Genomic DNA, 15,259 nt, shown 5'->3' on the forward strand with positions numbered 1-15,259 from the left:
CCGCCTCCCCGTTGCCCCCCGTCTGCCGCCCCCTGCCTGTGCCGCCGCCCCTCCCCGGGGCGGGGCCGGGATGGCTCCGCAGGCGGCGGACGGCGTGGGACGGAATAGGGTGGTGGACGCCTAGACGTTCAGCCCCCGCCGAGGAGCCACCCGCCGTGTCTGACCCGCTGCGCCCGCGCGCATCCCTTCGTACCGCCGTGGTCTGGGACGTCCTCAAGGACGCCCTGGAGCGCCGGGTCAAGGCCGCCGGCCGCGACGCCCTGGACGTCCTCGACACCGGCGGCGGCACCGGCAACTTCGCCGTGCCGGTCGCCCGCCTCGGCCATCGCGTCACGGTCGTCGACCCCAGCCCCAACGCCCTCTTCGCCCTGGAGCGTCGCGCCGCGGAGGCGGGCGTCGCCGACCGGGTACGCGCGGTCCAGGGCGACGCCCACGGCCTGTTCGACGTCGTCGAGCGCGGCGGCTACGACACCGTGCTCTGCCACGGCGTCCTGGAGTACGTCGACGACCCGGCCGAGGGCGTCCGCAATGCCGTCGAGGCGCTGCGCCCGGCCGGCACCCTCAGCCTGCTCGCGGCCGGTCTGGGCGGCGCCGTCCTCGCCCGCGCCCTCGCGGGCCACTTCACCGAGGCCCACCACGCCCTCACGGACCCGGCCGGGCGCTGGGGCGAGGGCGACCCGATGCCGCGCCGGTTCACCGCCGACCAGCTCGCCGAGCTGGTGTCCGCCACCGGACTACAGGTCGGCGCGGTGCACGGAGTACGGGTCTTCGCGGACCTCGTCCCCGGGGTGCTGGTCGACACCGAGCCGGGCGCCATGGAAGCCCTGCTGAAGCTCGAAGCGGCCGCCGCGGAACAGCCCGCCTTCCACTCCGTGGCCACTCAGCTGCATGTCCTCGCCGAGCGCGACTGACCCACGTGGCACACCCGGCTACCGCGTGCAGTCGGCCACAGACCACCCGATCAGCCCCTTCGCCCCGTATGATCGGGGTACGACGTTCCGGCATGGCGGACAGGCGGGTGGGGAATGCAGGCAACATCACCACCGGTCGCCGCGGCGGCCCGGACAGTGAATTGGCGTCGAGGGGCGGGTTTCACGGGGACGATTCCCTGCCTATCCTGAAAGGGTCGCACCCCGGTCGCCCCCCGCGACCGACGAGTAGGAGGACTCCGTGCCGCTCTCGGAGCACGAGCAGCGCATGCTCGAGCAAATGGAGCGAGCGCTGTACGCCGAAGATCCCAAGTTCGCGACAGCGCTTGAGGGAAGCGGGCTGCGTACGTACACCCGGCGACGGGTCTACCAAGCGGTCGCGGGCTTCCTGGTGGGTATCGCCCTGCTCATGGCCGGCATGGTCGCGCAGCAGATCTGGATCAGCGTGGTGGGTTTTCTCGTCATGCTCGGCTGCGCGGTGCTGGCGGTCACCGGCTGGCGCAAGGCTCCCAAGCCCGGTGAGCAGCAGTCCGCTGCGGGGTCCGGAGGTGGTGTAGGTGCTCCGGCGCGCCGCCAGGCAAGGCAGCGCCGCTCGATGATGAACCGCATCGAGGACCGCTGGCAGCGCCGCAGGGACGAGCAACAGGGGCACTGAGCCGACGCAGCGACGGGGCGCGCGGGACTGCTTCCAGTGGGTCAGCCGAGCCCCGCTCCAGTCAGCCGTCGCGCCTGTGCGGCAGTTGCTCCAGCCGTTTCGTTTTCCCAGCCGTTCTCCAGCTGTCCTGGAGCTGTCATTCCGGCACTTCTTCGGGCTGTGTGCCGACCGCTCCACCCCGCGCTTTCCTCTCCACCTCCACCCGGCACATTCCTGCCCACTCTGCTACCAACTCTGCGCGGCTCGCCGACCGGTGAGCTGTCCCCTTCTCCACCGGCCCGGTGATCCGGTTCGCCACCGGCCCGGTGATCCGGCGCTTCGGCGCGCATCAGCTTTCGCCGCGGTACCGGCCTTCACCGTGGGCACCGGGACCTGCGTGCCTGTGGCCGCCCGACAGGATCGGGCGGCCACAGCACGTTGTCGTGCCTCCTGCCCCGTGCTCAGGCCCGCTGCCGGCCCGGCCGGAGGGCGGCCGCCGCGCGCCGTGCGGCCGCAACCGGGCGGCTGTTGCGGCACCGGAGCAGCAGGGCCCTCCAGCGGGCGGACCAGGCCCAGCGGAGGCGGGCCGTCGAGCGCGGGGCGAGCCGGGCGCGCCACCGCAGACGAGGGGGCGCGCAGGTCCGGAGCCCGGCGTGGACCTGTTGCACATCCCGGGTGAGCCCGGACACCGGCTGGGGTTGCGGTGCATACAGAACCTGCTCGACCGCCGCCGCAACCCGGTGGGCGGCCGCGGCGGGCTCCGGTTGCAGTTCTCCGATGTCGATGATCCGGGCGGCCGCCTTGCGCGGGGTCAGCGACTCGTTCGGCACGATGCCGAAGTCCCAGGCGGTGTCCAGCAGCTCCCGCCAGGCGGCGAGGGTGGCCGCCGCGAAGTCCCCGTCCGGGCCGCCGCCCGCCAGCCGTCTGGAGCGCGTCCGCGCACGCCACAGCAAGGGGGCCGTGGGCAGCAGCAGGACGAGCAGGGCGGCCAGTGCCAGTCCGGCGGTCGCCCAGGGGGACGAGCCGCTCTCCGGCGGGCGGGTGCCGGACTCCGCGGGCAGCGCGACACATCCCGTGCCGGAGCCCGACCGCTGCTCGCCGGGGCCGCACGAGGGAGCCGTCGAGGGGCCCTCCGAGGGGTCCGCGGTCCGGGACGGTGCGGGGTCCGGGCTGCCGGGGTCGGCCGTGCCCGGGGTGTCGGGGTATGCGTAGTCAGGGATACTGCCCCGGCTCGGGGTCGGCTCGAAGCGGGTCCAGCCGATGCCCTGGAAGTACAGCTCGGGCCAGGCGTGTGCGTCCTTGAGACCGACCGAGGTCGTGCCGTCGGGCTGCTTGGTGCCGGGAGTGAAACCGACCGCGACCCGGGCCGGTATGCCCAGCGTCCGGGCCATCGCCGCCATCGAGAAGGAGAAGTGGACGCAGAAGCCCTCCTTCTGCCGCAGGAACCGGGCAATGGCCTCGGAACCGCTGCCCGCCCGGACGTCGGTGCTGTAGGAGAAGCCGCCGTTGACCGCGAACCAGTCCTGGAGTCTGACGGCCTTGGCGTAGGCGGTCGGTGCGCCGCGGGTGACCCGGCGCGCGGTGCTCCGTACGACCGGGGGCAGTGAGCCCGGGACCTTGGTGTACTCGCGGAGCAGGCCGGCGGACGGGGCCGGTGCGGCGGCCAGCTGCTGGGAGGTGGGCCGCACTTGCAGGCTCTCGACCTGGTACTGCATGCCATGGGTGTTCTGGCCGCGGTCCCCGACGAGCGTGCGGCCCTGGGGCTCGAAGCGCCAGCGCCCGGAGATGTCCACCTTGGACGCCGGGTAGGGCAGCGGCAGCCAGTTCTGGGCGTACCACTCGGCCGTCGAGATGGAGGTGTTGATCCGGTTGAGGCTGACCGCGGAGCTGAGTCCGGACGGTCGCGGAAGCTCTTCGGGGACGTCCGTGACCGTACGCTCGGACGGCTTCCAGGTCGTGCCGTCGAACTGGTCGAGGGCGACGATCCGCAGATACAGATCGCGGGTGTCGGAGGCGGTCGTGCGGTAGTTGAGGACTTCCTTGTCCTCGGGCTGGTTGAGGCTGTCCTGCAAGGACACCAGCGGGTTCACCGCGGAGATCGTGCCGCCACCGCTGCCGGGGCCCGCACCGCTGCCGGAGCCCACCAGCAACCCGGCGTCGAAGGAGGGCAGCACGGCGGGCACCGCCACGGCGATCCCGAGCGCCACCGCACCGATCCTGCGGCCCGCACGGACCGGGGCGGACGCCTGTCCGTCGGGGCCGGAGGCGAATCCCCGTCCGCGGTCCGGCCGGTCCGCTCCGGCACCCGGCCCGCCGAACACCCGGCCCCACTGGGAGAGCCGGTCGCGGCCCTCGGCCAGCAGAAGCAGCAGATAGCCGGCCGCCGCGACCAGGAACAGCAGCCAGCCCGCACCGCCCTTCGACAGCCCCGCGGCCACCGAATAGAGCGCCAGCAGCGGCAGCCCGGCGGGCGCGGCGCTGCGGTACGTGACCGCGAGCGCGTCCACTATCAGGCCGATCACCAGCACGCCGGCGATCAACAGCAGCCGGATGCCGGGGGTGACGGGGGCGGGGATGGCGTACCGGCCGACATCCTGCATGCCGTGGCGCAGCAGCCGGCCGAATTCCGCGAGGGCGTCCGGGCCCGGCAGCAGTCCGAGGACCGCCTCCTGCCGGGCGAACAGCAGGGTCAGCAGCAGCAGGGCGGACAGTGCCTGTGCGGCGATGGTCAGGGGTCCGGCGAGGGGCACCCGGCGGGCGGCCGCGCCCACGCCGGTCATGAGGCCCAGCAGGATCGCCGCCTCGAACATCCAGCTGATCGGATCCACCAGCGGCAGCAGTGCGCCCGCGGCGCACAGGGTGGCCACCGCCGCACACAGCGCCAGCCGCGCCCGGCCGCTCATGCTCGTGCCTCGCTTCGCTCGGGACCCGGGCACCGCCCGCACCGTCCGCTGACCCGGCCGCGGGGCCGGGGCGCACTCGCCCGCCCGTCCCTCGCCGGCCGGCCGTCCGTCACCCGTCCGATGTTCACGCCCCCGTTCATGACCAGCCCCCGGCCGCCGTCTCCGGCGCGCCCGTCTCCGCCGACCGCTGCGGCCCGGCTGCGGCACGGTCCGCGGCCGCACGCCACAGGTCGGCGAGCGCCTCGCCGGGCGTCACCGGCAGCGCGGTCCAGCCCGCCCTGCGCAGCAGCCGCAGCCGTTCGGCCACCGGGACCTGGCCGCCGGAGAATCTGATGCCGCCGGGACCCCGCATCCAGGCGTCGCCGTCCAGGACGAAGGCGACGGCGGCGCTGCTGCGCTGCCGCATCCGCCCGGCGACCGCCGCCTGTTCCTCGTCCAGATCGCCGAAGAAGGCGATCAGCAGTCCTTCGTTGCCGCCGCGCACGAGGTCGTACGCCGCCGATAGCCCCTCCTCCTCGGAGTGGTCGACGACGGCGAGGGTGTCCAACAGCAGGCCCACGGCTTCGGCGGATTCGGCGCCGCCCGCGAAGCTGCCGGCGCTGTCGGGGCCCGGTACCGAGGTGCCGGTGTCGGTCAGCAGCCGTACCGAGAAGCCGCGCTCCAGCAGATGTACCGCGGTCGAGGCGGCGCCGGCCACCGCCCACTCGAAGGCCGAGTCGGGGCCCGCTCCCGGGTAGGCGATCCCGCGGGTGTCGAGCAGGACCGTGCAGCGCGCCTTCTGCGGCTGCTCCTCCCTGCGGACCATCAGTTCGCCGTAGCGCGCCGTGGACCGCCAGTGGACCCGGCGCAGATCGTCGCCGTGCCGGTACTCGCGCGGAATGAGGTCGTCCTCGCCGGCCAGCGCCAGCGAGCGCTGGCGTCCGTCGCCGTACCCGGCGGCCTCACCGGCCAGCCGCACCGGCGGCAGCGGTTCGACCCGCGGCACCACCGTCAGCGTGTCGACGGAGCTGAACGCACGGGTCAGCTCGCACATGCCGAACGGGTCGGAGAGCCGCAGTTGCAGCGGCCCCAGCGGATAGCGTCCGCGCAGGTCGGAGCGGACGCGGTAGGAGACCTCGCGGCGGCCGCCGGCCTCGACCCGGTCCAGGACGAAGCGCGGCCGGGGCCCGAGGACGTACGGCACCCGGTCCTGGAGCATCAGCACGCCCGTCGGCAGCCGGGAGATGTTCTCCATCCGCAGCCGGACCCGGGCCTCGGAGGCCGCGGGCACCCGGGCGGGGGAGAGCGTACGGCTGCCCGCGACGCGGTAGCGGGTGCGCTCCAGGACCAGGACACACACCAGCGGGAGGGCGGCGAGCAGCAGGCCGACCCGCAGCAGATCCGCCTGCCCCAGGAGGTAGGAGCACACCACGGCGGCCAGCCCGGCCGCCAGGAACGATCTGCCCCGTGTCGTCAGCCCCCCGAGGGCCGCCCGCAGTCCGCCCCGCTCCGGCGCCCCTTCGCCTCCCCCCTCGGACATCACAACCCCCGTACGCCGGGCGGCTGCTGGCCGGGATGCCGCCACGCCTGCGCGGACGGGTCGGGGACCGGGACGCGCCGGAGGATCTCCTGCACGATCTGTTCTGCCGTACGGCGGTTCAACTGGGCCTGGGCGGTGGGCAGCAGCCGGTGCGCGAGCACCGCCACCGCCAGCGACTGCACATCGTCCGGGAGGGCGTACTCCCGTCCCAGGAGCGCGGCCGATGCCTTGGCGGCGCGCAGCAGATGCAGGGTCGCCCGCGGTGAGGCACCGAGCCGCAGCTCGGGGTGGCTGCGGGTGGCCGCCACCAGGTCCACGGTGTATCTGCGCACCGTTTCGGCGACATGGACCGTACGCACCGCGTCGATCAGCTTCAGGATCTCGTGGGCGTGCGCGACCGGCTGGAGGTCGTCGAGCGGGGAGGCGCCGCCGTGCACATCCAGCATCTGAAGCTCGGCCGCCGGGCTGGGATAGCCGATCGACACCCGGGCCATGAAACGGTCCCGCTGCGCCTCGGGGAGGGGGTAGGTGCCCTCCATCTCGACCGGGTTCTGGGTGGCGACCACCATGAACGGGCTGGGCAGCTCGTAGGTCTGCCCGTCCATCGTGACCTGCCGCTCCTCCATGGACTCCAGGAGCGCCGACTGGGTCTTGGGCGAGGCGCGGTTGATCTCGTCGCCGATCACGATCTGGGAGAAGATCGCGCCGGGCTTGAACTCGAAGTCCCGCTGCTGCTGGTCGAAGATGCTGACGCCCGTGATGTCGGAGGGCAGCAGGTCGGGCGTGAACTGGATGCGCCGCACCGAGCAGTCGACGGAGCGGGCGAGCGCCTTGGCGAGCATGGTCTTGCCGACGCCGGGCACATCCTCGATCAGCAGATGTCCCTCGGCCAGCAGCACGGTCAGCGCGAGCCGTACGACCTCCGGCTTGCCCTCGATCACGCTCTCCACCGACCGGTGAACACGCTCCGCGGTGGCGGTCAGATCTCCCACTGCGCTCGGCTCCGCTCGCGCGGGGGGACCCCCAAGGCTCGCTCGTTCGTCATACGCCGTCACTCGGCCCTCCTCGGCCCCGTACTACGGGCCGACGCCCCCTCTGCGGACCCGGCCCACCCCGAAAGTGTGCGACGCACCCGATCACTGCCAGGTCGACGTCACCCACGCATTCTTGCCGCCCGCGCGGCTTCGCGTCATGACCTGTGGATAACTCACAAGGATAAGTCCCGGCCTTCCCGGCGAACCCGACTTTCCGGGCCGGTCCGCACGTCGGCCCGGACCGGCCCGGTGGCCTCAGGGCCGCGGGTCGATCTCCCGCAGCAGCCCCGTGGTGACGTCGAAGACGAAGCCGCGGACGTCGTCGGTGTGCGGGAGGAAGGGCGAGGTGCGCACCCGCTGCATGGACTGCCGTACGTCCTCGTCGAGGTCCTTGAACGCCTCGACCGCCCAGGTGGGACGCTGCCCGACCTCGGCGGCCAGGTCGTGGCGGAAGTCCTCGGTCAGGCTGAGCAGACCGCAGCCGGTGTGGTGGATGAGGACGACGGAGCGGGTGCCGAGCGCGCGCTGGCTGATGGTCAGGGACCGGATGATGTCGTCGGTGACCACACCGCCGGCGTTGCGGATGGTGTGGCAGTCGCCGAGTTCGAGGCCGAGCGCGTCGTGCAGGTCGAGCCGGGCGTCCATACAGGCCACGACGGCGACCTTGAGGACGGGACGGGCGTCCATCCCGGGGTCGGTGAAGGCATCGGCGTAGCGCCGGTTCGCCTCGACGAGACGGTCGGTGACGGTGCCACCGGCACGGTCGGCGGCGCTGTCGGCGGAGGGGGGCAGCGGCTGCGATGCAGGTATAGGCATGGATTCACGGTAATGGGCATCGGCCCTTTCGGCTGCGGGAGAGGTCGGGCATAGGGGTCAACGTCACTCCTTGTGAGGTAATCCACAGGGCCGTTCGCGTCGCCGCCGTCCGGGTGAGAAGCCCGCGGGAAAGGCGGTGCGAAAGCCGTCGCAGGACGCGCGGAACCGGTTGATTGACCGGGGCACCCGGTGGACTAAAGTGGCGCGAAGTGGGAGGCGTGACGCTCTCCTTGGATACCGGATTCCTCGCGTGCGCGCGTCGTACGTACGGCTCGGCCTCCTCCCGCTCCCATGGTCTTCCGACGTCACTTCCCCGTCGCCGGAGGGCCACTTCCCCTTCAGAGCGGGCGGGGACCAAGCGGTACGTGCGGCATCCCCCAGCCAGCGGCCGGGGACCCACCTGCCGCCCAGCCAGCCCATCGGAAGGCACATGAGCGAGCGTAGCGAGCGATTCAGGAAGCGGTGCGCGCGTGGCGCCGGCAGGCGGGCCGAGCGCGGCGGGGCCGTCGCATGACCAACAACACTCGCCACGTACCCGTCATGCTCCAGCGGTGTCTGGACATGCTCGCCCCCGCGCTCGCCGAGCCGGGTGCGGTCGTCGTCGACTGCACGCTCGGCCTCGGAGGGCACAGCGAGGCACTCCTCTCCACCTTCCCGGCGGCCCGGCTCATCGCCCTCGACCGTGACACGTCCGCCCTGAAGCTCGCGGGCGAGCGGCTCGCCCCGTACGGCGACCGCGCCACCCTGGTGCACGCCGTCTACGACGAGCTCCCCGAGGTCCTCGACCGGCTCGGAACCCCGCGCGTCCAGGGCGTCCTGTTCGACCTCGGCGTCTCCTCCATGCAGCTCGACGAGGCCGACCGCGGCTTCGCGTACGCGCAGGACGCCCCGCTGGACATGCGGATGGACCAGACGACCGGCATCAGCGCGGCGGACGTCCTCAATACCTACGCGCCCGGTGAGCTGGTCCGGATCCTGCGCTCCTACGGTGAGGAGAAGCAGGCCAAGCGGATCGTCGAGGCCGTTGTGCGCGAGCGCGCCAAGGAACCGTTCACCAACAGCGCGCGGCTGGTCGAGCTGATCCGTGACGCGCTGCCGCAGGCCGCCAAGCGCACCGGCGGCAACCCCGCCAAGCGCACGTTCCAGGCCCTGCGCATCGAGGTCAACGGGGAGCTGGCGAGCGTCGAGCGCGCCGTTCCCGCCGCGGTGAAGGCCCTCGCGGTGGGCGGCCGGATCGCCGTGCTCTCCTACCAGTCGCTGGAGGACCGCCTGGTCAAGCAGGTCTTCGCGGCAGGAGCGGCCAATACGGCGCCGGCCGGGCTGCCGGTCGTCCCCGAGCGCTACCAGCCCCGGCTCAAGCTGCTGACCCGCGGCGCCGAACTCCCCACGGAGGAGGAGGTCGCCGAGAACCGCCGGGCCGCCCCCGCCCGGCTGCGCGGCGCGGAGCGCATCCGCGAGAACGTCGAGGACACCGCGTGAGAAGCCAGGGGAGACCGCGCGGCAAGCAGAAACGCCTTGCCGCGCTGCTCCCCTCCGGCGCCGGCGGCACCGCGGCACGCACCCCCTTCGTGCTCCTCATCGTCGTGCTGCTCGGCTCCGGCCTGATCACCCTGCTGCTGCTCAACTCCGCCCTCAACCAAGGGTCGTTCGAACTGAGCAAGCTGGAGAAGAAGACCGAGGAGCTGACGGACGAGCAGCAGGCGCTGCAACAGGACGTGGACGCGTACTCCGCCCCGGGCGCGCTGGAGCGGCGGGCCCGCCGGCTGGGGATGGTGCCCGGCGGCAGTCCGGCGTTCCTGCTCCCGGACGGCACGGTCCGCGGGCGGACGAGCGCGGCCCTGTCGGAGGGGGCGCCGCTGAGCACCTCCGCCGAGCCGTCGCTCCTGAGCGCGACCGGCCACACCGCCCCGTCCGCCCCGCCCCGCCCGCAGGCGCCGCCGGTCGCACCGCCGGCCGTCCGGCCGCCGGTGCAGGCCGCCGCCGGCGCGCCGGGCCCGGACAGCGCGGTGCCGGCATCCGGCGCCCTCGCCCCGCCGCCGTCGGCCGCCCCTGTCTCCCTGGTCGCGTCCGGCAGCGACGCCTCCTCCGCACCCGCGCCCGCCGCGGCGGCCGCCCTCTCCCCGACGACCTCCGGCAGGTGATCGCGGCATGACCGAGCCCAGGGACCCTCGCCGGGTGCCGCGTCCCGCCCAGCGCGGTGGCCAGGCCGGCAGCCGCGCCGGCCGCCCGCCCGCCAAGCGCCCCGCGCCCCGGCCGGGCCCCAAGCCCCCGGTCCGCCGCCCCGCCGCCCGCCCCCGCTCCGGCGGACCCCAGGCGCTCCGTCTCGGCAGCCCGCGCCCCCGGCTGCGGCTGGTCTCCCTGGGGCTGACGCTGATCATGCTCGTCTTCGTCGTACGGCTCTTCCAGGTGCAGGCCGTGGACGCCGGGGCGTTCGCCGCCAAGGCCAACGAGAACCGCTATGTACCGGTCAAGCTGGCCGCCGAGCGCGGCGCGATCACCGACCGCAACGGCGTGGACCTCGCCACCACCGTCGACGCGTACGACATCACCGCCGACCCCAGCCTGCTGGCGCCCGCCAAGACCAGGATCGACGACGCTCCGCGGCGGGCCGCCGCGCTGCTCGCCCCGGTCCTCGGGGAGGACCAGGCCACCCTCACCGAGAAGCTCGACCAGCCCAAGGCGCGCTACGTCCTGCTCGCCCGCCAGCGGACCCCGCAGGTCTGGAAGCGGATCAAGGACCTGCGCAAGACCCTCGACGCCCGGGCGGCCGCCGCCCCCAAGAGCGCGCCCCGCCCCAACGTCCTGGTCGGCATCTTCGCCGACAAGCACAGCAAGCGCCTCTACCCGAACCAGGACCTCGCCTCCGGCGTCCTCGGCTTCGTCAACGGCGCGGGGAAGGGCGGCGGCGGCCTGGAGGCCCTCCTGAACAAGCAGCTGGCGGGCAAGGACGGCAAGCTCGTCTACGCCCAGTCCGGCGGCCGCCGGGTACCCACCGCCGACACCCAGGAACACCCCGCCGTCCCCGGCAGCAAGGTCGAGCTGACCCTCGACCGCGACATCCAGTGGGCCGCCCAGCAGGCCATCACCAAGCAGGTCGCCACGTCCGGGGCCGACCGCGGCTACGTCGTCGTCCAGGACACCCGCACCGGGGAGATCCTGGCGCTCGCCAATGCGCCCGGGTTCGACCCCAACGAGGTCTCCAAGGCCGATCCGGAAGCGCTGGGCAACGCCGCGCTGTCCGACGCCTTCGAGCCGGGCTCCACCAGCAAACTGATGTCGATGGCCGCCGTCCTGGAGGAGGGCGTCGCCACGTCGTCCACCCACGTCACCGTCCCGAACCGGCTGCACCGCGGCGACCGGCTGTTCGCGGACGACGTCGACCACGAGACCTGGCACCTCACGCTCAACGGCGTGCTCGCCAAGTCCAGCAACATCGGCACCATCCTCGCCGCCGGCCAGCTCGGCAAGACCCAGCCCGAGGCCAACCAGGTCCTCTACTCGTATCTGCGCAAATTCGGCATCGGGAAGCCCACGGGGCTCGGCTTCCCCGGGGAGACCGACGGCATCCTGGCCAAGCCGCAGGACTGGAACACCTCGCAGCAGTTCACCATCCCGTTCGGCCAGGGGCTCTCCCTCAACGCCGTACAGGCCGCCTCCGTCTACTCCACGATCGCCAACGGCGGCGAGCGCATCGCCCCCTCGCTGGTCCGTGGCAGCACCGGGCCCGACGGCCACTACCGGCCGGCGCCCAAGCCCGACAGGAACCGCGTGGTCGGCCGGAAGACCGCGACCACGCTGGCCACCATGCTCGAATCGGTGGTCGACGACGAGGAAGGCACCGGAGCCAAGGCGAAGATCGACGGATACCGCGTCGGCGGCAAGACCGGCACGTCCAACCGGGTGGACCCCAAAACCGGCCGGTACCACGGCTACACCGCGTCCTTCGCCGGCTTCGCGCCCGCCGACAAGCCCCGCATCACGGTCTACTGCGCCGTGCAGAACCCCACCACGGGCAGCTACTTCGGCGGTCAGGTCTGTGGCCCGATCTACCAGCAGGTCATGGCCTTCGCGCTGAAAACCCTCCAGGTCCCGCCGACCGGTGCCAAACCCCCGCGGCTGCCGGTCACCTTCACGCCAGGCCAATGAAATCGAGGCAATTCCGCCGTGACGACCATCACTCCCGACGGCACCCCCGACGGCACCCCCACTCCGGGAAACTGCTCCCCCCCACGGCCCTCGCTTCGCCCCGGGCCGGTTGTGCCCGGTACGCTCACCGCCGTGTCACACGCTGATCAGTCCCCGAAAGCCCAGCACGCCGAGAAGGGCGGGCCCGGCACATATCCGGGAGCGCCGCGCCCTGAAACGGTCCGCCCCACCCCCCTGGCGGACCTCGCCGAGCAGCTGGGAAGTCCCGCCCCGGACGCCGCCCATGCCGATGCCATGGTCACCGGCATCACCCATGACTCCCGCGCGGTCCGTCCCGGTGATGTCTATGCCGCGCTGCCCGGCGCCCGTCTGCACGGCGCCGACTTCGTCGCCCAGGCCGCCGACCTCGGCGCCGCGGCGATCCTGACCGACCCGTCGGGCGCCGAGCGCGCCGCGGCGACCGGCCTGCCGGTCCTGGTCGTCGAGAACCCGCGCGCCCGGATGGGTGCCCTGGCCGTCTCGATCTACGGAGTGCCCGGCGAGGACCTGCTCCAGATCGGCATCACCGGCACCTCCGGCAAGACCACCACCGCCTACCTCATCGAGGGCGGGCTGCGGGCGGCTGCCGCGAAGCGCCCCGACGGGGGACTGACCGGCCTGATCGGCACCGTCGAGACCCGCATCGGCGACGAGCGCATCAAGTCCGAGCGCACCACTCCCGAGGCCACCGACCTCCAGGCGCTGTTCGCCGTGATGCGCGAGCGCGGCGTGCGCGCCGTCGCCATGGAGGTCTCCAGCCACGCCCTGGTCCTCGGCCGGGTCGACGGCTGCGTCTTCGACGTCGCGATCTTCAACAACCTCAGCCCGGAGCACATGGAGTTCCACTCCGGCATGGAGGACTACTTCCAGGCCAAGGCCCAGCTGTTCACCAAGGCCCGCAGCCGGGCCGGCGTCGTCAACCTCGACGACGAGTACGGCAAGCGGCTGGCCGAGGGCGAGTCCGAGGTCCCGGTCACCACCTTCTCCGCGGAGGGCCACCCGGACGCCGACTGGCGGGCGTCCGACGTCGAGGTCGGCACGCTCGGCTCGACCTTCACCGTGCACGGCCCGGACGGCCGGACCCTGCGCGCCGCTTCGCCGATCGCCGGCCCGTTCAACGTCGCCAACTCGCTGGCCGCGATCGTCTCGCTGGTCGTCGCCGGCATCGACCCGCAGACCGCGGCCGACGGTGTCGCCGCGGTGCCCGGCGTCCCCGGCCGCCTGGAGCGCATCGACGCCGGCCAGCCCTACCTGGCGGTCGTCGACTACGCCCACAAGACCGACGCCGTCGAATCGGTTCTGCGCGCGCTGCGCAAGGTCACCGACGGCAAGCTGCACGCCGTCCTCGGCTGCGGCGGCGACCGCGACCCGCACAAGCGCGCCCCGATGGGTGCCGCGGTGGCCCGGCTCGCCGACACGGCCATCCTGACCTCCGACAACCCCCGCAACGAGGACCCGCTCTCGATCCTCGCCACCATGCTCGCGGGTGCCGCGGAAGTCCCCATTCATGAACGCGGCACGGTGCTGGTCGAAGAGGAGCGGGCCATCGCCATCGCCGCCGCCGTCGCCCGCGCCGAGCCGGGCGACACCGTGATCGTCGCGGGCAAGGGCCACGAGCAGGGCCAGGACATCGCCGGAGTGGTACGCCCCTTCGACGACCGCCACGTGCTGCGCGAGGCCATCGAGGATTCGCTGAAGTCACAGCATTCGCAGCAGTCACCGCAGCCGAACCACCAGGGATGACACACCGCCATGCGCGCACAACCCTTGCACCGTCACCGCCCGCCCCTCGCCGGGGGTGATCTGTGATCTCCCTGTCCCTCGCCGAGATCGCGAGCATCGTCGGCGGCCGGCAGTACGACATACCGGACGACGGCCGCCGGGTGACCGGACCGGTCGTGGCGGACTCCCGCGCGGTATGCCCCGGCGCCCTGTTCGTGGCCTTCGCCGGTGAACGTGCCGACGGCCACGACTTCGCGTCCGGCGCCGTCGAGGCAGGCGCGGTGGCCGTACTGGCCGCCCGCCCCGTCGGCGTCCCCGCGATCGTCGTCGACGACGTGGTCGCCGCGCTCGGTGCGCTCGCCCGCGCCGTCGTCGGGCGTCTGGGCACCACCGTCGTCGGTCTCACCGGCTCGGCCGGCAAGACCAGCACCAAGGACCTGATCGCCCAGCTGTTGCAGCGCAAGGGCCCGACGGTCTGGCCGGAGGGCAACCTCAACAACGAGATCGGGCTCCCGCTGACCGCGCTGCGCGCCGACGACACCACCCGCCATCTCGTCCTGGAGATGGGCGCCCGCGGCGTCGGCCACATCCGCTACCTCGCCGGGCTGACCCCGCCGAGCATCGGTGTGGTGCTGAACGTCGGCTCCGCGCACATCGGCGAGTTCGGCGGCCGCGAGCAGATCGCCCTGGCAAAGGGCGAACTCATCGAGGAGCTGCCCCCGGCCGAGGACGGCGGGGTGGCGGTGCTCAATGCCGACGACCCGTACGTGCGCGCCATGGTTCCCCGCACGAAGGCCCGCACCCTCCTGTTCGGTGAGGCCGAGGACGCCGCCGTACGTGCCGAGAATGTCCGGCTCACGGAGCTGGGACAGCCTGCTTTCACGCTTCACACACCCTCCGGGTGCAGTGATGTGACCATGCGGCTGTACGGTGAGCACCACGTGTCGAACGCGCTCGCCGCGGCCGCCGTCGCCCATGAGTTGGGCATGCCCGCAGACGAGATCGCCACCGCGCTCTCCGAAGCCGGCACGCTCTCCCGCTGGCGTATGGAGGTCACCGAGCGCGCGGACGGCGTGAGGGTCGTCAACGACGCCTACAACGCGAACCCCGAGTCCATGCGAGCGGCGCTGCGAGCGCTGGTCGCCATGGGCGCAGCCGCCAAGGCGGGGGGCGGTCGTACGTGGGCGGTGCTCGGTGAGATGGCCGAGCTCGGCGAGGAGTCGCTCGCCGAACACGACGCGGTCGGGCGGCTGGTCGTCCGGCTCAACGTCAGCAAGCTCGTGGCAGTCGGCGGCAGGGAAGCGGCCTGGCTCGACATGGGCGCCAAGAACGAGGGTTCGTGGGGTGAGGAGTCGGTGCACGTGTCCGACGCGCGGGCGGCGGTCGACCTGTTGCGCAGCGAGCTGCAACCGGGAGACGTCGTGCTGGTGAAGGCGTCCAGGTCGGTGGGGCTGGAGCGGGTTGCCGCAGCACTGCTGGACGACGCAGGCCTCGAGGGCGGAGCCGCGTCCCGATGA

General features: G+C 73.0%; 11 protein-coding genes. 7 read left to right on the forward strand and 4 right to left on the reverse strand.

The genetic code is table 11. The features are described 5' to 3' along the window. Nucleotides 1-155 precede the first annotated feature (155 nt). Nucleotides 156-911, forward strand: a complete 756-nt coding sequence (locus tag M8I34_RS23815) for a methyltransferase (protein WP_250052209.1) — start codon at nucleotides 156-158, stop codon at nucleotides 909-911. Between the two features lie 259 nt (nucleotides 912-1,170). After that, nucleotides 1,171-1,584, forward strand: a complete 414-nt coding sequence (locus M8I34_RS23820; RefSeq protein WP_244415359.1) for a DUF3040 domain-containing protein — start codon at nucleotides 1,171-1,173, stop codon at nucleotides 1,582-1,584. Between the two features lie 440 nt (nucleotides 1,585-2,024). Here the strand turns inward: M8I34_RS23820 and M8I34_RS23825 are convergent, their stop codons facing one another. The 4 genes from M8I34_RS23825 to M8I34_RS23840 form a co-directional block, all read right to left on the reverse strand. Next, a complete protein-coding gene (locus tag M8I34_RS23825) occupies nucleotides 2,025-4,466 on the reverse strand; it encodes a DUF3488 and transglutaminase-like domain-containing protein (RefSeq protein WP_250052211.1) in 2,442 nt (813 codons plus the stop codon). A gap of 136 nt (nucleotides 4,467-4,602) precedes the next feature. Beyond that, a complete protein-coding gene (locus M8I34_RS23830; protein ID WP_250052220.1) occupies nucleotides 4,603-5,985 on the reverse strand; it encodes a DUF58 domain-containing protein in 1,383 nt (460 codons plus the stop codon). Next, nucleotides 5,985-7,040, reverse strand: a complete 1,056-nt coding sequence (locus M8I34_RS23835; RefSeq protein WP_374210976.1) for an AAA family ATPase — start codon at nucleotides 7,038-7,040, stop codon at nucleotides 5,985-5,987. The genes M8I34_RS23830 and M8I34_RS23835 overlap by 1 nt, the downstream gene beginning before the upstream one ends. Nucleotides 7,041-7,274: 234 nt before the next feature. Further along, nucleotides 7,275-7,835 carry a carbonic anhydrase gene (locus M8I34_RS23840; protein WP_250052222.1) on the reverse strand — a complete coding sequence of 187 codons (561 nt, stop codon included), beginning with the start codon at nucleotides 7,833-7,835 and terminating at the stop codon, nucleotides 7,275-7,277. Between the two features lie 510 nt (nucleotides 7,836-8,345). Here M8I34_RS23840 and rsmH point away from each other — a divergent pair. The 5 genes from rsmH (at nucleotide 8,346) to murF (ending at nucleotide 15,259) form a co-directional block, all read left to right on the forward strand. Further along, nucleotides 8,346-9,314 (forward strand): 16S rRNA (cytosine(1402)-N(4))-methyltransferase RsmH, encoded by a 969-nt coding sequence (gene rsmH / locus M8I34_RS23845; protein WP_030988567.1) that lies wholly within the window; start codon nucleotides 8,346-8,348, stop codon nucleotides 9,312-9,314. Then, nucleotides 9,311-9,976, forward strand: a complete 666-nt coding sequence (locus M8I34_RS23850; RefSeq protein WP_250052224.1) for a septum formation initiator family protein — start codon at nucleotides 9,311-9,313, stop codon at nucleotides 9,974-9,976. The genes rsmH and M8I34_RS23850 overlap by 4 nt, the downstream gene beginning before the upstream one ends. Before the next feature lie 7 nt (nucleotides 9,977-9,983). Continuing rightward, the gene (locus M8I34_RS23855; RefSeq protein WP_250052226.1) at nucleotides 9,984-11,981 is read left to right on the forward strand and encodes a penicillin-binding protein 2; all 1,998 of its coding nucleotides are present in this window, start codon (nucleotides 9,984-9,986) and stop codon (nucleotides 11,979-11,981) included. An 18-nt stretch (nucleotides 11,982-11,999) separates the two neighbouring features. Further along, nucleotides 12,000-13,763: a UDP-N-acetylmuramoyl-L-alanyl-D-glutamate--2,6-diaminopimelate ligase gene (locus tag M8I34_RS23860; protein WP_374210977.1), complete on the forward strand. Its 1,764-nt coding sequence runs from the start codon at nucleotides 12,000-12,002 to the stop codon at nucleotides 13,761-13,763. Nucleotides 13,764-13,825: 62 nt separating this feature from the next. Then, entirely contained in the window at nucleotides 13,826-15,259 is a 1,434-nt protein-coding gene (murF, locus tag M8I34_RS23865; protein ID WP_030988574.1) for a UDP-N-acetylmuramoyl-tripeptide--D-alanyl-D-alanine ligase, read from the forward strand.

The organism is Streptomyces sp. MCA2, from assembly GCF_023544705.1.
Lineage (GTDB): Bacteria > Actinomycetota > Actinomycetes > Streptomycetales > Streptomycetaceae > Streptomyces > Streptomyces decoyicus.

Excerpts from the sequence above, each read along its gene's own strand:
- M8I34_RS23825 (WP_250052211.1), bottom strand. The coding sequence starts at position 4,466 with ATGAGCGGCCGGGCGCGGCTGGCGCTGTGTGCGGCGGTGGCCACCCTG.
- M8I34_RS23830 (WP_250052220.1), bottom strand. The coding sequence starts at position 5,985 with ATGTCCGAGGGGGGAGGCGAAGGGGCGCCGGAGCGGGGCGGACTGCGG.
- M8I34_RS23840 (WP_250052222.1), bottom strand. The coding sequence starts at position 7,835 with ATGCCTATACCTGCATCGCAGCCGCTGCCCCCCTCCGCCGACAGCGCC.
- rsmH (WP_030988567.1), top strand. The coding sequence starts at position 8,346 with ATGACCAACAACACTCGCCACGTACCCGTCATGCTCCAGCGGTGTCTG.
- M8I34_RS23855 (WP_250052226.1), top strand. The coding sequence starts at position 9,984 with ATGACCGAGCCCAGGGACCCTCGCCGGGTGCCGCGTCCCGCCCAGCGC.